This window comes from Actinacidiphila acidipaludis, assembly GCF_019890725.1.
GTDB classification, from domain to species: Bacteria; Actinomycetota; Actinomycetes; order Streptomycetales; family Streptomycetaceae; genus Actinacidiphila; species Actinacidiphila acidipaludis.
This window is the reverse complement of record NZ_JAINZZ010000094.1, coordinates 1-19,635: the sequence shown is the minus strand read 5'-3', so window position 1 is coordinate 19,635 and position 19,635 is coordinate 1. Positions and strand designations below refer to the sequence as shown.

18 protein-coding genes are annotated in these 19,635 nt (G+C 72.8%); 6 read left to right on the top strand and 12 right to left on the bottom strand.

Annotated features, from left to right (window positions below; genetic code table 11):
* The 9 genes from K7862_RS35610 to K7862_RS35570 form a co-directional block, all read right to left on the bottom strand.
* Positions 1 to 585: HAD-IA family hydrolase (locus tag K7862_RS35610; RefSeq protein WP_222969636.1), on the bottom strand; the 585-nt coding region annotated here is incomplete at its 3' end.
* A gap of 61 nt (positions 586 to 646) precedes the next feature.
* Positions 647 to 2,275, bottom strand: coding sequence for a DUF6351 family protein (locus K7862_RS35605; protein ID WP_222969642.1), 1,629 nt, complete (start codon positions 2,273 to 2,275; stop codon positions 647 to 649).
* 255 nt (positions 2,276 to 2,530) lie between these two features.
* On the bottom strand, positions 2,531 to 3,355 hold the full coding sequence (locus tag K7862_RS35600) for a cytochrome b/b6 domain-containing protein (RefSeq protein WP_262414310.1): 825 nt from the start codon (positions 3,353 to 3,355) through the stop codon (positions 2,531 to 2,533).
* Positions 3,303 to 4,025, bottom strand: coding sequence for a molybdopterin-dependent oxidoreductase (locus K7862_RS35595; protein ID WP_262414309.1), 723 nt, complete (start codon positions 4,023 to 4,025; stop codon positions 3,303 to 3,305). Before K7862_RS35595 ends, K7862_RS35600 begins: the two co-directional genes overlap by 53 nt.
* Before the next feature lie 277 nt (positions 4,026 to 4,302).
* Positions 4,303 to 4,998, bottom strand: coding sequence for a GOLPH3/VPS74 family protein (locus K7862_RS35590; protein WP_222969634.1), 696 nt, complete (start codon positions 4,996 to 4,998; stop codon positions 4,303 to 4,305).
* A complete protein-coding gene (locus K7862_RS35585; protein ID WP_222969632.1) occupies positions 4,995 to 6,434 on the bottom strand; it encodes a dihydrolipoyl dehydrogenase family protein in 1,440 nt (479 codons plus the stop codon). The genes K7862_RS35590 and K7862_RS35585 overlap by 4 nt, the downstream gene beginning before the upstream one ends.
* A 90-nt stretch (positions 6,435 to 6,524) precedes the next feature.
* Entirely contained in the window at positions 6,525 to 6,971 is a 447-nt protein-coding gene (locus K7862_RS35580) for a VOC family protein (protein ID WP_222969630.1), read from the bottom strand.
* A gap of 79 nt (positions 6,972 to 7,050) precedes the next feature.
* Positions 7,051 to 7,251, bottom strand: a complete 201-nt coding sequence (locus K7862_RS35575) for a hypothetical protein (protein WP_222969628.1) — start codon at positions 7,249 to 7,251, stop codon at positions 7,051 to 7,053.
* A 506-nt stretch (positions 7,252 to 7,757) separates the two neighbouring features.
* On the bottom strand, positions 7,758 to 8,297 hold the full coding sequence (locus K7862_RS35570; protein WP_222969626.1) for a winged helix-turn-helix transcriptional regulator: 540 nt from the start codon (positions 8,295 to 8,297) through the stop codon (positions 7,758 to 7,760).
* A gap of 96 nt (positions 8,298 to 8,393) precedes the next feature.
* Here K7862_RS35570 and K7862_RS35565 point away from each other — a divergent pair, with 96 nt between their 5' ends.
* Positions 8,394 to 8,753, top strand: a complete 360-nt coding sequence (locus K7862_RS35565) for a nuclear transport factor 2-like protein (protein WP_222969624.1) — start codon at positions 8,394 to 8,396, stop codon at positions 8,751 to 8,753.
* Positions 8,754 to 9,644: 891 nt separating this feature from the next.
* On the opposite strand, the gene K7862_RS35560 is transcribed toward K7862_RS35565, so the two are convergent.
* Complete coding sequence (locus K7862_RS35560; protein WP_222969622.1) at positions 9,645 to 10,298, bottom strand: Type 1 glutamine amidotransferase-like domain-containing protein; 654 nt, start codon at positions 10,296 to 10,298, stop codon at positions 9,645 to 9,647.
* 142 nt (positions 10,299 to 10,440) lie between these two features.
* Between K7862_RS35560 and K7862_RS35555 the strand changes: the two genes are divergently transcribed.
* Positions 10,441 to 10,731, top strand: coding sequence for a hypothetical protein (locus tag K7862_RS35555; protein WP_222969620.1), 291 nt, complete (start codon positions 10,441 to 10,443; stop codon positions 10,729 to 10,731).
* Between the two features lie 114 nt (positions 10,732 to 10,845).
* Positions 10,846 to 11,148, top strand: a complete 303-nt coding sequence (locus K7862_RS35550) for a hypothetical protein (RefSeq protein ID WP_222969618.1) — start codon at positions 10,846 to 10,848, stop codon at positions 11,146 to 11,148.
* Between the two features lie 199 nt (positions 11,149 to 11,347).
* On the opposite strand, the gene K7862_RS35545 is transcribed toward K7862_RS35550, so the two are convergent.
* Complete coding sequence (locus tag K7862_RS35545; protein ID WP_222969616.1) at positions 11,348 to 11,686, bottom strand: nuclear transport factor 2 family protein; 339 nt, start codon at positions 11,684 to 11,686, stop codon at positions 11,348 to 11,350.
* Positions 11,687 to 12,001: 315 nt separating this feature from the next.
* Here K7862_RS35545 and K7862_RS35540 point away from each other — a divergent pair, with 315 nt between their 5' ends.
* Positions 12,002 to 15,160, top strand: coding sequence for an AfsR/SARP family transcriptional regulator (locus K7862_RS35540; protein WP_222969614.1), 3,159 nt, complete (start codon positions 12,002 to 12,004; stop codon positions 15,158 to 15,160).
* A gap of 135 nt (positions 15,161 to 15,295) precedes the next feature.
* Here K7862_RS35540 and K7862_RS35535 read toward each other — a convergent pair whose 3' ends face one another.
* On the bottom strand, positions 15,296 to 15,511 hold the full coding sequence (locus K7862_RS35535; protein WP_222969612.1) for a hypothetical protein: 216 nt from the start codon (positions 15,509 to 15,511) through the stop codon (positions 15,296 to 15,298).
* A 463-nt stretch (positions 15,512 to 15,974) separates the two neighbouring features.
* On the opposite strand from K7862_RS35535, the gene K7862_RS35530 reads away from it, so the two are divergent.
* Positions 15,975 to 17,696 carry a helix-turn-helix domain-containing protein gene (locus K7862_RS35530; protein ID WP_222969610.1) on the top strand — a complete coding sequence of 574 codons (1,722 nt, stop codon included), beginning with the start codon at positions 15,975 to 15,977 and terminating at the stop codon, positions 17,694 to 17,696.
* A 469-nt stretch (positions 17,697 to 18,165) separates the two neighbouring features.
* A partial coding sequence (locus K7862_RS35525; RefSeq protein WP_262414308.1) for a condensation domain-containing protein occupies positions 18,166 to 19,635 on the top strand: 1,470 nt, incomplete at its 3' end.

Sequence of the window (19,635 nt, the reverse complement as noted above, 5' to 3'; positions counted from 1 at the left end):
GACCGTGCGGGCGGGATCCGTCGCGTGGACGGTGGCGAAGCCGAGCTCGGCGGCGGGCGCCAGGTACTGCTCGGTGTCGTCGACGAACACGCATTCCTCGGCCGCCAGACCGAGTTGCCCGAGCACGAGGCGGAAGCTCTCCGGCTCGGGCTTGCGCGTCCCGTGCACCTCGGAGACCACCACGGCGTCGTACCGCTCGTCCAGCGCGTACCCGTCGTAGAGGTTCCACGGCGTCAGGCCGACGGAGTTCGTGAGGATGCCCACCTTCACGCCGGCACGGCGCGCGGCGGCGGCCGCGGCGATCACGGCCGGTTCCGGGCGCAGGTCGGCGAAGAGGCGGCCCATCAGGTTCTCCGGCGGGATGCCGAGGAGGGCGCCCGCCGCGTCGTTCCACTCGGTCTGGGTGAGCGCGCCGCGCTCCAGCGCCTCGGTGAGCCGGATCCCCTCGGGGTGGAGGTAGAGACCGGTGATCAGCGTGCCCTCGGCCAGTCCCTCGCGCTGTTCGAAGGCGAGTGCGGCGGGCAGCAGGGGTGTCGTCAGCACACCACCGAAATCGAGGACGAGGCCCTTGCGGTGCAAAGTCATGTCCCCACCCTAGAAGGCGTCCGGATCAGGGCTTTCCCCAGGTCGCGGTGCTGTGCGGCGGTCATCGGGCGGTGTGGCCGGAGGCCGGGACGCAGTGGAAGGAGGAGGCGGCGGCCGGGTCGCCGTGGCCGTCGTAGCGGGACACCTCCGGGTAGGCGCACAGGTCACGGGTGACCGGCCGGCCCGAGGCGCCGGTCAAGGTGGCGGGCAGCGTCCGGGGGGCGTCGCCGTGCTCGACCCAGGCGGTCAGGGCGCCCAGGCCGTCGGTGGATCCGTCGATGCCGTTGAGGCCGCAGTGGCTGGTGCCGGGCGCGAGGAAGAGCCGGTAGAAGTCGTCGACCCGCTCGCTGCCGCCCATCCGTGCCTCCACCTGCTTGCGGTAGGCCACGGTGCCCTGCGCGGGGATGTACTGGTCGGCCTCACCGTGCCAGGTCAGGAGCTTGCCGCCGGAGTCGCGGAAGGCCGACAGGTCCGGGTCGTCGGTGCCGATGACGGTGTCGTACTCGGCCTCGGACTGCCGGAACAGCTGGGTGAACTGGCCGTAGGTGATGGTCGTGACGTCGAAGGACGGGTCCTTCTTCAGCCAGGTGGTCACCCAGCGGGCCGGCACCGGGAAGGGGTCGCCGACGAGGGTGCCGTCGGTACCCGGCAGGGTGTGCGCAAGGCCCTCAAGGCTCGCCCCGATCGGCACGCCCGCCCAGAGCTTCGTCCCCGACGGCGTGCGCGGCCCGTCCCAGATCTTGCGCACCACGGTCGCGTCGGCCGCGGTGATGGTCAGTTCCTTGCCGTCGCACCGCACCGAGGTGCCGATCAGCGTGCGCGGGTCGAAGTCGCACCGCTGCGGGTCGTCGACCAGACCGTCCCGGACACCGTCCAGCGCGTCGCAGGCCTTGACCGCGGCCTGGGTGAACGCGTCGAGCTCGCAACTGGACGGGAACGTCTTCTCGTTGTTCATCACCACCTGCGGCCACAGCGTGGCGACTTCGAACTCGTCCCAGTTGACGGCCGGCGCGTCGGCCAGGATGCCGTCGTAGTCGCCGGGGTAGCGCTGCGCCTCCATGTAGCCCTGCCGCCCCCCGGTGGAGCAGCCGGTGAAGTACGCGTACGCGGCGCGCTTGCCGTAGAGAGCGCCGACGACCTCCTTGCCGACCACGGCCGCCTCGTGCTGCGAGCGGGACGCGAAGTTCTTCAGCAGGGCCGCGTCGACCTGCCCGGAGGCGTTCAGCGCCCAGGTGGTGTCGAGCGCGTCACCGACGCCGGCGTCGGTCGTGGTCGCCGCGTAGCCGCTCTTGACCGCGTTGCCCAGACCGACACCGTTGTCCCCGGCCAGGAAGGCACTGCCGCCCAACCCCTGGAAACGACCGTTCCAGCCGGTGACGGGCAGCCAGCTCTGCACCTTGGCGTGGTCGCCCGACCCCGGATGGGCGAGGGTGACCGTCACGTCGCAGAAGGCGGGAACGCCGTCCACGGTGCCGCCCAGGATCCCCGTCCCGTGGATGGTGCCCCCGGCCTGGCGGACCGCCGTCACCGACTCCACCCGCGTCCCGGCCGGCGCCTTCACCTGCGGCGCCGAGCAGCTGAACGGCGCGGCAGCGGGGGCGGCTTGGGGCGCGGCCCAGGCGGCCGGGACGTACACCGCCGCGGCCAGCGGCACAGCGGCGGCCAGGACGGCCAGAACTCGTTTCACGATTTTCCCCTCCGAGAAGTGCGGCGCACGCGGATGTGCGCCGGACGCGGCGACACGGCTGTGTCGGCATCGCGGGTGCTGGTCGGCGACCTAGCCGGGGGTTCCGCCACGCTGGACGTCCGCGCGGGTGTCCCGCCGCCCGAGCGTGTCGCCTCAGGCCTTTCGGCGCACCGACCGAGCCAAACACTATCACCGGTCAGACAGGTGACGAAAGGCGTGAGCGCTGTTCTCTGACGAACCGTCGGATCTGTCGGGCGGTCAGGAGCGGTCGGCGCGGTCGGCGCGGTCGGCGCGGTCGTCGCCGCCGGTCTCGTGCTCCTCGCCCAGCCACCGGGAGTGGTGGCGCTGGGCCCAGGTGCGGCTGACGTACCCGGTGCGCATGCCCAGCCGCGTCTCGGGGTCCTCGAAGGCCTTGCGCACGTGTCCGAGCAGGACGATGACGATCGCCCAGGCCAGCAGGTCGTGGACGAAGATCGCGCTGGTGCGCGAGATCGCGGGCAGCAGCCCCAGGAACCACATCAGCAGGCCGGTGAACGCCATCACCACCACGGCACCGGCGAGCCAGCCGGCGTAGAGCTTCTGACCGGCGTTGAACTTGCCGGCCGGGCGCGCCTGCGGCCCCCGCAGCCGATGGCGGGCGGCCCGCAGCCATTCCCGGTCGTACGGCGCGAAGCGGTTCAACCGGCGCAGGTCCGCCCGGAACTCGGCGGAGAGCAGCCCCAGCAGGAAGGGCAGCGGGAGCGAGATGCCCGACCACTCGTGCACGGTCACCATCAGGTGCCGGCGCCCCACGAGCACGGCGAGCGGCCCGAGATACAGGCACGCGGCGGAGACCAGGCAGACCAGCATCAGCAGACCCGTGGCCCGGTGGACCATCCGCTCGGCACGGCTGAACCGCTTGATGCGGCCGGGGCGTTGGCCGCCTCCTTCGGCACCGCCGGCCCGGTGGCGGGCGCGATCGGCATCGCCCGGGACGGGCTCGGCGTCGGCGCGGCCGCCAGCGGCGCCGGGGCGGACCGGGCCGCCGCGGTCAGGCCGCGGCGTCATGCCGGTCGGCGTCGTCGAGCCAGCCGTCGACGGCATAACCGCGCTCCTCCCAGTAGCCGGGAACGACCGTGTCGGTGACCGAGATGCCGGACAGCCACTTGGCCGACTTGTAGAAGTACATGGGCGCCACGTACAGGCGGACCGGTCCGCCGTGCGCGTGACTGACGGGCGCATCCTGCATCTTCAGCGCGATCAGGACGTCGGAGCGGCGCGCCTGTTCCAGGGTCAGACTTTCGGTGTAGGCGCCGTCGAAGCAGGTGAAGTGGACGGCGGCACCCGGCGAGCGCACGCCGGCGGCGTCGAGGATCTCCGACAGCCGCACCCCCTCGAAGGGCGTCCGCTCCACGCGCCAGCCGTCCGTGCACAGCACGTCGTGGACGACACGGGTCTGCGGCATCGCCCGAAGGTCCGCGAGCGTGTACGTCGTGGGCCGCTTCACCAGTCCGCGGACCCGCAGCCGGTAGGTGGTCTCGTCCTTGCGCGGCACGGAGCCGACGACGCTGTAGTAGCGGAAGCCGCCCGGATTGGGCAGCAGGCCCGTCAGGCCGGTCGGGTCGGCCTGGGAGGCCGCACCGAGCACGCTCTCCCACCCCCGCTGGAGATAAGGCGCGGCGGCGATTCCCGCGGCGCCCGCGCCGAGCATGCCGAGCATCGCCCGTCTGCCGACCGGCGCACCCTCGGCCCTTCGCTTCTCTGGTCCTGCCATGGTCGTGCGCTCCTTCGTGGCGACGGCGCCGCGACGCGCGCGGTGCGGGGCCGCGCAGGGCGCGCCCACCGGGGGCAGGCCCGCAAGCCCCTATTGCCGTCACCGGTTGAATAGGTGATGAGCCTGGCATGGCTCAATTGCGACTGTCAATGTGACCTCTCACCTGCTCGGCCAGGGGCGGGTCGGGACTGCGCATGTCCGCCTGGGGCGGTGACGGTGTCGCGTCCGGCCATGGCACCGGGCGCGGGCGGGCCGGCCCGGACACCTCGGTGGGAGTTCAGCCGCGCCAGACGTTGTCGAAGGCGGCCTGCTCGACGTCGCGTCGCAACCGGATCGCCTCGAGCCGCGTCACGGCGTCGCCCACGGCGGCCAGGACGGTCTCGACGGCAACCGCGTCGGCGTCCGCGGCCGCCGGAAGGCTGTCCCCTGCCCCCGCGGAGCCGGAGCCGGCGGTGTCCGAGGGGTGATCCGCCGCGGCTGCCACGATGCCGAGGGCCCCGAGGAGGGCCGCGAGGACGGGCTCGCCGCTCGCCCCGCGCTCTTCGGCTCGTTCACGCGCGGGCGAGAGGGCCGTCGCGGGCGAACCGGCGATGGCGTGCGGGTCCGACGGCGCGAGCCGTGCGGCATACCCTGCGAGCCCCCGCCTCCGTGGACGGACGAGGTGCCCGGCCTGCTCCAGGTCGCGGGCGTAGCGAGCGGCGAGCCCGCTGCCGCGGCGCCACAGCCACTGCTGGACCGTTTCGCCGGGCTCCCGCCGTACGAGTGAGGCCACCGCCTCGTCCAGCAGCGGGTCCCCCGTCGCCACCTCGGGGCCGGGTACGAACCGGTCCCCGGTCAGGCTCAGCGCCCCGGCGGTCACCAGGTCGACGACCTCGGCCCCGGCCAGCGCCAGGGACAGATCGCCCTGCGCCACGGACCGGTCGGGCGGCAGCCCGAGAACGACCAGCGCGAGGTCACGCGCGGTGGCGTTCACGACCGGAAGCCCGTCTCGAGCAGCCGCAGCCACACCTCGCTGATCGTGGGGAACGCCGGAACGGCGTGCCAGAGACGATCGACCGGCACCTCCCCCACGATGGCGACGGTGGCCGAGTGGAGAAGTTCACCGACGCCGGGTCCCGCGAACGTCGCACCGACGACCACCCGGCGGTCCCGGTCCACGAGGATCCGCGCCCGGCCCCGGTAGCCGGGACGGTGCTGGACGGCACCGGCGACCTGGCCGATGTCGTAGTCCACGACGTCGATGGCCCGGCCGGCCCGCTCCGCCTCCCGGACGGTCAGCCCCACGGAGGCGATCTCCGGGTCGGTGAAGACGACCGCCGGAACCGCTTCGGTGTCGGCCGTGCCGCGGTGCGCCGACCAGCGGCCGGTGTCGAGCTGCTCGCCCCGCGCCCGGGCGGCGATCACCGCGCCGGCGACCCGGGCCTGGTACTTGCCCTGGTGGGTGAAGAGCGCCCGGCCGTTGACGTCGCCGACCGAGTACAGCCAGTCCCCCGGCACCTTGGCGACGGTGAGCGAGTCGTCGGCGCTGAGCCAGTCGCCGGGCGAAAGGCCGACGGTTTCCAGCCCCACGTCCTCCGAGCGCGGTGCGCGGCCGGTGGCGAAGAGGATCTCGTCGGCCACGAGCCGACCGCCGTCGGACAGGGTGACGCGCACTTCGCCGTCCTCGGTCCGCCGTGCGGCGGCGACGGTGGTGCCGAACCGCACGTCCACGCCCACCTCCCTCAGCCGCTCGGTGACGAGTTCGCCCGCGAACGGCTCCATGCGGGGCAGCAGCGCGTCGCCGCGGGCGAGCAGGGTCACCCGGCTTCCCAGGGCCTGCCAGGCGGTGGCCATCTCCACCGCGACCACGCCCGCGCCGACGATCACCAGTCGCGGCGGCGGCTGGTGGGCGCTGGTCGCCTCGCGGCTGGTCCACGGCCGCAGTTCCTCGATGCCGGGCAGGTCGGGCAGGGCGGCCCGGCTGCCCGTGCAGACGGCGACGGCGTACCGGGCCTTCAGCTGGACGACGTCCCCGCCGGGGGTCGCCACCGCGACCTCACGCTCACCCGTCAACCGCCCGTGGCCGCGGAGCAGTTCGATGCCGGCCGACGCGAGCCAGGCGACCTGGTCGTCGTCCTTCCAGTCCGCCGACATGCGGTCGCGGTGGGCCAGCACGGCGGTGGTGTCGAGCGGCGCCTTGACCGCCTCGCCGAGTCCCGGCATCCGCAGGGCGTCGGCGCGCAGCAGCACGGGTCGCAGCAGCGCCTTGCTGGGTTCGCACGCCCAGTAGGAGCACTCGCCGCCGACCAGTTCTCCCTCCACGACGACCGTGCTCAGGCCCGCGGCCGCGGTGCGGTCCGCGACGTTCTCACCCACCGGTCCCGCGCCGATCACGATGACGTCGTAGGTACGGATGGTGTCGGTCGTCATGGGTCCTCCGGGTGGATGGGTGCCGTTGGGGTGGGCGGTGGGCGGTACTGGACGGGGGTGAACGGGGACGGCCGGGGGTGGCCGGCGGGGTCAGCGGCCGGGGGCGCGCTCGGTGACCTCCTGGAGGAACCACTCGTTGCCGTCCGGGTCCGTGAAGGCGGCGAAGGTGCCGTAACTGGCCCGCTCGGGGTGGAGACCGGGCACCCGGTGGGCGGCGCCGGCGTGGTGGAAGGCACCGGTCTCGTCGCGGAACGGCCCGGTGACCGCGACACCGTGGCCCGCGAGCTCCTCCTGGGCCTTGACGATGTCGGTGACGGTGAGCTGCAGCCCGTGCAGGGTGCCGGGCGCCTGGGTGGTGAGGCCCTCGCCGAAGATGATCGAGCACTCCGATCCGGGCGGGGTCAGCTGCACGATGCGGTAGCCGTCGCTGATCGGGAAGTCGGCGTCGAGACGCCAGCCGAGCTGCTCCCCGTAGAAGTGCTTGGCGCGGTCCACGTCCGAGACGGGCACGATGACGACTTCGAGCTTCATGTCCATGGCTGTGCTCTCACTTTCGATGGTTCGGGTGGGGCCGCCGCGGTGCGCACGGGCGTCCGCAGGTGGTCGCCGGGTCCGGTCAGAGGAACTGCGCGGGGGACGGGCCGTAGCCGAACAGCACGGCGCCCTCCGCCCAGTTCCACACCTGCGCGGCAGCGGGCCAGGCCGGGTACTCCGCGAACTCCCCTACGCGTGGGGCTACTTCGGCTGGCGCGGCGGCCGACCGGGCGGACGGTTCGAGAGGGGCCTCGGTGGCGACGGCGATGCGGTTGACGGCCATGACGGTTGGCCCCTTCCCGGGTCGGATTCCTTGCGCCATCCCTGATTCGGCGCCGCTATCGCGTCACCGGTTGAGGTGGTGACGTCAGCATGGCAGGCGCCAGCGTCACCCGTCAAGATGGTGACGGGTGCCCTGACGTGTCCTGACGTGCTGCGACAGGGGACGCAGGAGTGACGCGCGGCGACAGGTCAGTCGCGGGAGCGGCACGGACTCAACCCATGACCTGGGTGCCGTGCATGGCGGCGCGAGGGCGCGGCGCAGGGCGCGGGGCGCGGGGGCGCGGATACGCCGATCAGCGACGGTGCGCTGCGAAGAGGGCGACCCGGGGTGCACGGTGAGGCGCCACGTGACAGGGGCCGCACCGCATGACAACGGCCGCAGGCAGCGAAGCTCGGCTGCTCGTGGGCCGCGGGCGTCAACCCGGCGGGCCGACTCGGCAGCCGGTGCCCTTGACACGGCGGGAGCCGTCAACCGGGGCGGATGAGAGAGGGCGGGCGGGGGCGCGGTCAGGCGCGCCGCGACTCCGCGTCCTCGGCGCCGGCCGGCTCGGAGCGCGGGCGGCCCAGTTCGGTGTACCGGGCGCGCATCCCGGGCCCGGCGGCGGGTCCGGCGGTGAAGACGAAGGCGTCGCTGTCCTGGAGGCTCCGTCCGGTCCGGGCGTCGACGACGACCGGCTCGACCTCCTCGCCGGTCGCGGCGTCGACCAGCACCATCGACCGCTGCTCCTGCGGCAGGTGCTGGTTGCCCCAGGCCGCGAGGGCCACGATCACCGGGCGCAGGGAACGTCCGCGCTCGGTGAGCGCGTACTCGTGGCGCACCGGGTTCGTCTGGTAGGGGCGCCGCTCGAGCAGACCGTCGGCCACCAGTGTCTTCAGGCGTGCGGTGAGCATGCTCGTCGAGATGTCGAGGCTCTTCTGGAACTGGTCGAAGCGTGTGTACCCGTCGAAGGCGTCATGAAGGATCAGCAAAGTCCACCACTCGCCGACGTGCTGCACGGTGGTCGACAGCGGACACTCGCGGTCCTCCAGCCTGATCCGGCTCGCCATGGCACCCTTCCCGGTTACTGCTAAAGTGAAAGTCACCGGCTTCTATTTTAGCAGTCACACGGCGAAGCCCTCATAGTCCCGGAAAGTGAGCACGTCATGACCGACTCCTCCCCCACTCCGGTGGACCGCGACGCGCTGCCCGACGTCATCAGCCGCTACCTCACGGCGCACAACGCGGGAGACGGCCAGGCCTCCGCGGCTCTGATGACGGCGGACGCACAGGTCACCGACGACGGCCGCACGTACGACGGACTGCCCGACATCCAGCGGTGGCTCAACCGCGCCGCCTCGGAGTACACGTACACCACCACCTACCGGGGGGCCGTGCGGGACGCGGCCGACCACTGGACCATCACCCAGCGGCTCGACGGCAACTTCCCCGGCGGCACGGTGGACCTCCGCTACGCCTTCACGCTCGACGGCGACCTGATCAGCCGCCTGGTCATCGCGCCCTGACCGCGGCCGGCTGCGGCGGCTGACGCAATCTTCCTCTGGTGGAGGTCACGAGTAGAGTGAGCGGCCCAAATCTGCCTGTATGACCAGGAGGTCTGTGCGGCCGAGCAACGGCTCCAGGCGCATTTCTCGGAGACCGTGGAGATCCCTGACGACGGAAGGCGCGCGTCATGGCCTACCCGGACGACCGCGGTGGACGCAGAATCCGCCGCCCGCCAGCCGCCCTGGTGACATCGCCCAGAGGAGTACCGGAACCGCACCGGCTCCCCTGGCGCGCCCACCGCACACCAGCACATACGCGGCAGCCCACCTCCGCCACAACCGGGCCCAGTTGCGGGATCCGACTTCGACCGTGTCCCTCGTCAGTCCGACAACCCGACCTCGGCGACTGTGTGGTCCGCTGTGCACCACGGGAGACAGGTCCGTTCTGATCTCGTAGCGCAGAAGCGACACTGGCGGCCCTCAGCGCCTTCACCGCTCAACAAGTACCTGTATGCGACCGGTTCGACGCCGGCGACCGACGCGAACGGCTTCCCGATGCCGGTCGGCACGCTGACGGCCGATTTCACTACCGGCCACAACCTGACCGTCCCTGCTGACGCCGCCGCCGTCTTCACCACCGCGTCCTGACCGCGATGTGACTGGATCCCCCGGCCGGGCCCCGGCCGGTAAGAGGCCGCCGACTGGCGCCGCATCCGCCGTTGTCAGTGGCCACCACTACGGTGCGGTGCAGTGGGCCGGACGGAGATCGTGAGGGACTCGCGGCCTTGGGGGGTGGGTGGGAAGGTCCCCGGCAGCCGGCTCGGGACTGGAATGGGAATCCGTGTCCCCACCCCCCATCCACATCGCCGAACAGTGGCCGCGCTGGGTGAACCACGCCTCGTGTGCGACGGGTCATCGAGCAGGGCCGAAGAACTTCCAGGATCCCTCGGAGACGACCTCCACTGTGCCGTCGTTCACCTTGATGGCGGTGTCATCGTCGATCGCGTACGCCGGACCCGCGATCTCCGCCGCCCATCGTTCGGCGGCAGCCAGGCTGTACTCGCGCGAGTCCGGATGGTCCAGGTGCGGGAAGATCGAGAAGTCGACCATTCCGAGTGTGCTGTCGTCACCGGTGGGCGACGTCCAGTCCATGAAGGCCTGCCCGATGCGAGGGGTCAGCACCAGGCTCCCCGCGCTGAATCCCACGTAGACCGTGCGGGTCAGTGACGGCAGGAGATCGGCCAGCCCGGACTCCCGCATCCAGTGGCTCAGATACAGGACGTCACCGCCGTTCACCAGGAGGACGTCCGCCTCCCGGACCCACGGGACCCAACGTTCCCGGTCGATGGTCGGCAGCGCGGTCAGCTCCAGCACCCCGACCGACTTCCACCCCAGATCGGCGCCGCGTATGAAGCGCCAGGGCCCGACCGGTCCGAAGGAACTGCCGTGGCCGGCCGTAGGGATGCAGAGGGCGTGGGACTCGGAGATCGGCTTGCCCAGGAGATCGACCAGCGCGTCCCGGATGGCCGGGTTGGTGATGCCGGCAGAGGTGAGAAGAAGCCGCATGATGTCCGCCCGCTCCGAACTGGTCGCCGCATGAACGTGGTTGCCACCGTACCGGCAGTGATCCACGGCGCCGCCGGAGCCGTCGGTGCCGGTGCGCTCTGTCAAGCGGGTGCCGGGGCGACTCTCGCGTCGCTACGGTTGCATGATCACCGTCGGCCCGGAGAGGGGAGCCGTGGCAGAGCTGCCGGTAGGCGTGGACGAGGACATCCTGGCGGGCCGCGCGATTCACACCATCGCATCGATACGCGAGGCCCGTGGATGCACACTGCCCGAAGCGATAGCCCTCTTCCACCAGCGCGCCGCGGAACTGAGCCCCCTGGGCAAGGTCTCTGCCGCTCAGGGACCATTCGTGCTGCGCATCGAACCGGACGGTTCCCTGGTCGTTCACGAGCGCCCGCCCGAAGACCACCCGGGTTCCCAGCACAAGGGCTGACGCGCAACCGCACGGAACCGGCCGTCTAGGCCGCCGGCTTCGCTCGGAGGCCCTACGGTCCACGCGACTAGGACGCCCTACCCGATCCGTGATCGACCATCGAGACTTGGGCACATGGCGGCGAGCGTGCACATCACACGGCGGGGTCCCGTCGCGGACGGAGGCATCGTCTACGGCTGGGGAATCGACGACCGCGCTACAGGGCACGTCGTCCTCCGTGCGGACACCGAAGTGGTCCGCCCCTGCACACCGAGCGGCGTACCGATCGGCACCATGCTCGCCCGGCGGGGTGAGGCGAACGTGGAACACCCGGACCCCGCGCTGCACAGGGATTTCGTCGTGGTGATCGCCGCGCTGTTTCGGGCGTGGGAACGCACAGGTCGTCCGCCGGAGGCCGTGACGCGGACCTTTTGGTGATGCGTACAGCGGCACATGTCCCCGACCGAGCCACCGCGAAGACCATGGTGCGGTCGATCGGGCCTCGGCCCCGCGGCCACGACCTACGGCGGAACTGTTCGGCGGTCGTCGCGTCAGCCGGAAGGCACGAGCGGAATCGGCGGAGCAATTCGAGGGCGCCGGGCCTCGCACTCCGTCCAGCCCGGGCAATCCGCGAGGCTCAGACCGGGGCCGCGAAGTAGTAGCGGCGGCAGGCGAGGAGCATGCCGATGTCGGACAGGGTGAAGACGTCCACGAAGGCGACGCGGCCCGCGGGCGAGGCGGGTGAGGCGGGCTGGGTGGCGGCCGGGATCGCCGGCGGCTGGATGCTGCCGATCACCACCACGTGATCCCCGTCGGCGACGATCCGCTCGATGACGTGCCGGTCCTTCGGTACCAACCGGTCCTGGTGCATCCGCAGAACCTCGGCGCGGCCCCGGCCGGTCGGCGCGTCGGGCCGGTCCACGATCACGTCGTCGTCCAGCAGTGACGCGTACCCGTCCAGGTCGCCGCACTCCAAATAGTCGTATGAAAGCCTGATGTGCTCTACGCCGGATGCGGTAATCGCGCGGCTGGCTACCGTACACGGGGTACTGAGGTCCATTACGTGGCGTCCTTCCGTCCGCGGCCATCGCGTCACACGGACAACTTGCGTTTCTTGGGCCGCGATCAGGACCGCCGCCCGACCACACTGTGCGACATCCGCCCAACCTCCCGTTATCCCCGCGCTATCACGGCCGGTGATGGCGGAGTGTGGACAGAAGAGGGACGTTCAGTCACAATTTCGGCCGCAGTCGTTCCGTTTTCTGACCTCCGCGCCGGACCTGGGAGACGCATGCCCGATTCGTTCGGCCAGGGCACCGCCGCGGGGGAGCTCGTCTTCCGGCTGCTCGGACCGCTGCAGATCACGGGAGAACAGGGGACCGTCCGCGTTCCCCCGGGACGGCAGGAACTCATCCTGGCAGCCCTGCTGCTCGAGGTGAACAGAGTCGTCAGCACCGACTATCTCGTGGATCTGCTCTGGAACGACGAGCCTCCGGACACCGCCCGCACCCAGGTGCAGATCTGCGTGTCGCGGCTGCGGAAGCTCTTCGCCGGCGCCGGACTCGACGCCGCCATCACCACGCGTCCGCCCGGCTATGTGCTGATCGCCGACAGCGGCTGCGTCGACGCGGCCGTCTTCGCCCGGCTGCTGGCCGAGGCACGCGCCGCGGTGAAGGGCGGCCGTGACGCCCGGGCAGCGGAACTGCTGCGTGCGGCGGGTGAGTTGTGGCTCGGCGACTGCATGAGCGGACTTGCAAGCGACACCCTGCGCAGCAAGGCGCGTCAGCTCGACGAAGAGCGGCTGACCGCGATCGAGACGCGGCTGGACCTGGAGCTCGGACTCGGCCGCCATCACGAACTGGTCGGCGAGATCCAGTTACTCGTGCACGACCATCCGCTGCGGGAGCGGCTGCGCGGCCAGTTGATGCTGGCGCTGCACCGCTCGGGGCGGCAGGCCGAGGCGTTGGAGGCATACCGGGTCGGACGCGATCTGCTGGCCGACGAGTTGGGACTCGATCCGGGTGACGAGCTGCGCCGGCTGGAGGCGGCGATCCTGTCCGGCGACCCGTCCCTGCACGCCCCGGCCGCCGCGGCCGCGCCCGGTCCCTCCTCCGACGAGTCCGCCGGCCAAGCGTCCTCGCCCGCGGCGACGCCCGCCTCCGCGACCGTGTCCGCCCTGCCCGCCCCGGCTGAGCGGCCCGCGCCCCGTGACGAGGTACCCCGTCAACTGCCCGCGGACACGGCCGACTTCGTCGCCGACGATCAGCAGGTCGCCCTGCTGGAGGCGGTACTGACCGGTGACGGCGTGAGCAACGCCGTGGGCCTGGCGGTCGTCGTCGGCAAGCCCGGAACGGGCAAGTCGACGCTCGCCACGCATGTCGCGCACCGGCTCGGCGACCGCTGCTTCCCCGACGGCCAGCTCTACTGCGACCTGCGCGGCACCGGCGGCAGCCCGGCCACGTCGGCCGAGGTCCTGGGCCGTTTCCTGCGGGCCCTCGGCATCCCCGGCCCGGTGATCCCCGAGACGCTGGACGAACGCGCCGAGATGTACCGGACGTTGCTGGCCGCCCGGCGCATCCTGGTGGTGCTGGACGACGCCGCGTCCGAACAGCAGGTGCTCCCGCTGCTGCCCGGCAGCCCCGCCTGCGCGGTGCTGGTGACCAGCAGGATGCGGCTGACGGCGCTGCCCGGCGCGCACCGCGTCGAACTCGACGTGCTGAGCACCGAGCGGGCCCTGGCACTGCTGGTGCGGGTCGTCGGCGCGGAGCGGGTGGAGCGCGAACCGGCCGCCGCCGAGGCGCTGATCCGCACGGTCGGCGGGCTGCCGCTGGCGCTGCGCATCGTGTCGGCGCGGCTGGCGGCCCGCCCGCACTGGACCCTGGCGTCGATGGTGCACCGGCTGGCCAACGAGCGGCACCGGCTGGACGAGCTGGCGCACGGCGAGATGACGATGCGGGCCAGTCTGTCGCTGACCCACGACGGTCTGGCCGCGGCCGACCGGCGTCTGCTGCGGCTGCTCAGCCTGGCCGACGGGATGACGCTGCCGGGCTGGCTGGCCGGCGCGCTCCTGGACGACGACCGCCCCTTCCCGTCCGACCTGCTCGAACCGCTGGTGGACGTGCAGATGCTGGACGTCGTGGGCATGGAGAGCAGCGGGGGCTTCCGTTACCGCTTCCACGAGATCATCCGGGTGTTCGCCCGTGAGCAACTCGCGGCGCACGACGGTCCCCAGGAGCGGACGGCGGCGCTGACCCGGATGCTCGGGGCCTGGCTGTCGCTGGCCGAGCAGGCCCACCGCCGCGTCTACGGCGGCGACTTCACCGTGCTGCACGGCATGGCGCCGCGCTGGCACCCCCCGGCCACGCACGTCGACGACCTGCTCGCCGACCCGCTGGAGTGGCTCGACGGGGAGCAGCTCAACCTGTGCTCGGCGGTGCAGCAGGCCGCGGAGGCGCACATGGACGAGCTGAGCTGGGACCTGGCGACGACGCTGGTCACGCTCTTCGAGGTCCGCGGCTATCACGAACAGTGGGAGCGTACGCATCAGCAGGCGCTGGCGGCGACCCGCGCGGCGGGCAACGAGCGCGGCACGGCGGCGCTTCTCAGCTCGCTGGGGTCGCTCTATCTCACCCGCAGCCAGCACGAGGAGTCGTACGCGACCCTGTGCGACGCGCTGGCCGGCTTCGAGCGGCTCGACGACCGCCACGGGCTGGCGCTGTGCCGGCGCGACCTGGCGCTGCTGGAGCGGATGCGCGGCAACGACGAACCGGCGCTGGCGCTCTACGAGGCGGCGCTCGCCGGCTTCGACTCCGTGGGCGACGTGGTCGGCCGGGCCATCGTGCTCACCCAGCGCGCGCACATCAGGATCCGCCAGAACCAGGGAGACGTGGCGCGGGCCGAGCTCGACGAGGCGCTCGCCGTCTACCGTTCCGTCGGCTACACCGGTGGCGAGGCGCGCACGCTGCGGCGGGTCGGCCAGGTGCTGCTGCACCGGGGCGAGGACGAGGCCGCCGTGCGTACCCTCACCGAGGTGCTGGAACTGTGCCGGGGCACCGGCGACGTGATAGGCGAGGGCCATCTGCTGCGCGATCTGGGCATCGCGCTGGTGGGCATGGGGCGGACCGGGGAGGCGAAACGCTTCTTCAGCGGTGCTCTGGTGGTCCGCGAGCAGATCATGGATCAGGCGGGGGCGGCGCTGGTGCGGCTGGATCTGGCGCGGCTGCTGGCCGGGACCGGCGAGGTCACGCACGCCCGGGAGCTGGTGCGGGCGGCGTCCCGGACGTTCCGGGACCGGCGGATGCCTCACGAACTGGCTGCGGCGGATGGGCTGCTGGCCACGATGCCGCCGGGTGAGCCGCTTCCCACGGCTCCTGATGTGGCCGACCTGCCGCTGAGCGGCGTGGATCCGGTGCCCGTGTCCGAGGTGGCCGGCGTCCTCGACGCGTCCTGACGCCGCGAGATCCGGCGGGCCCGGCGTCGCGTGTTCGACGGGGCCGGGGCCGCGGGCGGGAGCCGGCGGCCGGACGTGGTGCGCGGGACGCGGGGTGGTGCGAGCGGAAGGGCGACAGGTGGCGCCCGGCGGGGGTCAGTCCCAGGGGTTGTTGTCGGTCGTCGCGGTCGGGGTCGGCGTGGGGGTGCTCGCGTTCGCGGTGCCGGCGTCGGTCTGCGTCTGGGTCTGGGTCTGGGAGGCGGGCGCCTGAGCCGGGGCGGACTCGGCGTGCGCGGCCTCGGCGCCGAGGAGCGCGGCGCCGGCGACGGCCAGGGCGACAAGGGCGGTCCGGATGCTCTTCTTGCTGGTCATGGTGGGTTTCCCTTCGCTTGTTCGGTGCTTCCTTCGTCGTGGGCACCACGTTAGGAAGGGGGGGAATCCCGGCATTATCACCGGCGCTATCGCAGCGTTATCGCCGCCGCACACCGCGATAGCGGACCGCGGGGCCGGCCGGCCCGGGTGATAGCGGGCCCGGCGGCGGGATGCCCGCCGTGATGCCCCACCGATAGCGGCCCGCGGACGATGAGAGGTGCGGAAAGCGGCCGCGACGGGGCCGCCGGACAGGGCCTGCGGCCCGGTTCTCAGGCGTCACCCGTCGCGGCGCGCACCGTGATCGGAGCGCGGCGCACGTGCCACATCGGGGGTGCACGTGCGCCCGCGCCGCCCACCCACAGCGCGGGCCGCTGTCACCGGGGAGAGCCGGCGGGCCGGAAGGCCTGCCGGATCACGACGCCGGCCCACCGCGACGAGACGCACCTATCAGGCGGGAGAGCACATGACCACGTTCCACCCGGCCACCGCGCACGCGCACGACGGCGCCGCCCCTGGCACGGACCACCCTCCCTTCGGTGAGCTGCTGCGCGGTCACCGGCTGCGTGTCGGCCTGACACAGCGGGAGTTGGCGGACCTGTCGACCGTCAGCATGCGGGCCATCCGCAACCTGGAGCAGGGACGCGCGCAGCGGCCTCGGCCGGACACCGTGCGGCTGATAGCGGACGCGCTGCGGCTGGGCGAGCGCTCCCGCGGCGTCCTGCAGGCGGCGGCGCGGCAGCGGCAGCCGGAGACCGCCGAGTGGCCGGCGGAGCTCCTCGCGCCCCCGACCGCGCTGCATCCGGCGCTGGGCCGGGAGGCGGAGACCGAGGTACTGGCCCAGGAACTGTCCTCGGGCGTCGAGCGGCTGGTGACGGTGGTCGGCCTGAGCGGCATCGGCAAGACCCGGCTGGCGCAGGCGGTGGCCGAGCGTCTGCACACCGAGGGGATGCCGGTGCTGTGGCACTCCTTCCCCGAGGCGGAGGGCGGCTGGGGCATCGCGGACGATCCGAGCCGCGGACCGCGCACCGGGAACGGACAGCCGGCCGTCCGCGCGGGTTGGGATCACACAGCCGCGGGCAGCCCAGGGGGCGTGAGCCGGACGCTCGCCTCCCCCAGCTCCGGCGGCGTGACGGCAGCAGGACACGGTTCGCTCGGCCGGACGGCGGGCAGCGGGGCGAACGGTGACGGAACCGCCGCAGGCACGCGTCCGGGCGACCGCTCGCCGGCCACGCTCCTCCGGGAGTGCGCCGAGGACCTGTTCCGCACCGTGGACCGGGCCGAGGACGGCACGGGCGGGCCGGCCGCCCTGCTCGGTGAGCGGCCGGCCCTGCTGGTGCTGGACGGCGCGCCGCCGCGGGGCGTCCGCCACGACCGGCTGTCCCGACTGCTGCGCGCCTGCCCGGAGTTGCGGCTGCTGGTGACCTGCGAGGAGCCCTGGGGCGTGCCCGGGGAACGGGTGTTCCTGCTGGCCCCGCTGGGACTGCCCGCTCCGGACCGGGCGGACGGTGAGGCGCCGGCGGTACGGATGTTCCTGTCCCACGCGCGGCGCGTGCGGCCCGACGTCGGCGCGGCTCCCGCCGACCTCGCGCACGTCGCTTCCCTGTGCCGCGCCCTCGACGGGCACCCCACCGCTCTCGCCTGCGCGGCGTCCTGGCTGCTGGTCCACGACGCGACCGACCTGGCGGCGATCGCCGGCCTCGATCCGGCGTCGCTGCTGGACGACCTGACCGGCGGTGACGACGGCCGCCGTGTGCGGCAGGCCGTGGAACGCGTCCTGCTCCGCCTTCCCGCGGGACACCGGGCGCTGCTGGACGCGGTGTGCGCGCGCGGCGGCGCGGAGTTCGAACTGGCCGACGTCATGGCGCTGACCGGCGGTGGACCGGCCGACAGCGGCCGGATGCTGCGGGACCTGCTCGTGCACGGCGTCATCCGGTCCTCGTACGACTCCGGCCGCAGCCGCTTCCGGGTCCTGGGACTCGTCCGCGCCCTCCACGGAACCAGTGCCGAGGCCGGATCCGCGACCGCCGAGGACCGCGCGCGGGCCTCGGCGACGACCCCCGAGCCGGGTTCCCTGGCCTGCATCGTGCCGGGCCCGGCCGCGGCGACCGTCTCCGCCGCGCTCGTCACGGCGCTCGGGCCTGCCGACGGCAGTTCCCCGCGGGCCGCGGCTGCCGCAGTGCGCTGAGGTGCTCACGGACTGCCGGGCCAACTTCCGCTCGCGGGTGCGGGCCGTCGGTTGAATGAGTCGACGTCACCTCCTGAACCCGTCAGGCCGCTCCATCCGGCAAAGCCCGCAGGGGAGTTCGCCGGATCAACCCGCACACTCCCGTGGCTCTTGGAGCCGGTGGCCCCGAAAGATCGCCCCGGACCGGACCGGCGCGGCACGAACAGCTCGGCCCGCGAACCCGGTTCACCCTGCAGCACGCAGCATCCGCACAGCACGCGCAGCACGCAGCACGCCCACGCAGCACATCGAACGCACGCGCCGAACCGCACACGTCGTACGCCGCCCCACCGCACAGCCCGTACGCGCACCCGCGCCCGGCCCGAAACGAGCCGCGTACTCACGCACGACCTGAACTCCCTCGCGTACCCCACCCGTTCGCACTCCGCGCCCGCGCGCACACCGACGCCGCACCACGAAGGAGCCCTCCATGGTGTCTGACCCGCACCCCGCCGGCCGGCCCGGCGCCGCCCGGCTGCCGCTGTCGGCGGCGCAGCGCGACATCTGGCTGGCCCACGACGCGGACCCGACCGGACGCCGGTACAGCATCGGCGAGTTCCGGGAGATCCTCGGCCCGGTCGACGCCCAGCTGCTCGCGGACTGCTGGTACCGCCTGGTGCAGGAGTCGGACGCCTTGCGGATCAGTGGCACGGAGGCCGACGAGAGCGGCATCCGGCAGATCGTCGACCCGGACCCGGGCGGGCGGTCACTGCAACAGGTCGACGTCACGGGGGCGGACGACCCCGAGGCCGCGGCCCGCGCCTGGATGGACGCGGACATCGCCCGGCCGATCGACCTCGCCCGTGGTCCGCTGACCCGGCACGCCCTGATCCGGCTGGCCGGCGACCGCTTCTTCTACTACCACCGCTATCACCACCTGGTGATGGACGGCATGGGTGCCGCGCTGGTCGTGGGCCGGCTGGGCGCGCTGTACGAGCAGGCGGTGGGGGGCGAGCCCTGGGACGCGGGACCGTTCGTGCCGCTGGCCGACCTGCTCGCCGAGGAGGAGGCGTACCGGAGTTCGGAGAAGGCCGCCGAGGACCGTGCCTACTGGTCCGAGCGTCTCGCCGGAGTGCCGGAGACTCCGCGGCTCGGCGAGGGCCGCACGCCGGATCACGATCCGGCGGTGCCGTTCGTCCGCCGGACCGTGGTGGTGGACGTGGAGACCGCCGACCGCATCCGGTCCACGGCCCGCGCGGCGTACAAGGTCTCCTGGCCGGTGCTGGTCGTCGCGCTGCTGGCCGCCTACACGCACCGGGCGGGCGGCGATCCGCAGGAGCTGGTGATCGGGCTGCCGGTGACCGGGCGGACGACGCCGCTGGCCCGCAGCACCCCGGCGATGATGTCGAACGTGGTTCCGCTGCGGATCGCCGCGGGCCGCGAGCGCACCCTCGCCGAACTGGTCGCCGGCACCGCCGCCGAAGTGCGCCAGGCGCTGCGCCACCAGCTCACCCGCTACGAGGACATGTGCCGTGATCTGGGCCTCGGCGAGTCGGATCGGCGGATCAGCTCGCCGCTGGTGAACATCATGGCGTTCGGCGGCGACACCGCCTTCGCGGGACTGCCGTCGGTGCAGCACAACCTGAGCAACGGGCCGGTGCAGGACCTCGCCGTCGCCGTCTACGACCTGGGTCCCGGCCGGGGTCTGCGGATCGACTTCGACGCCGCGCCCGACGTCACCGACCTCGCCACCGTCGCCGCCCACCAGGACCGGTTGCTGCGTTTCCTGCGCACCGCCCTCGATGAGCCGGAACGGCCGCTGGGAGCGATCGACTTGCTGTCGGTGGAGGAGCGGCGGTTGGTGGTGGAGGAGTGGAACGCCACCACCGTCGCGATCGAGGACGCCTCCCTGAGCGAACTCGTCGAACGCCAGGCCATGCTGCGACCCGAGCACCCCGCC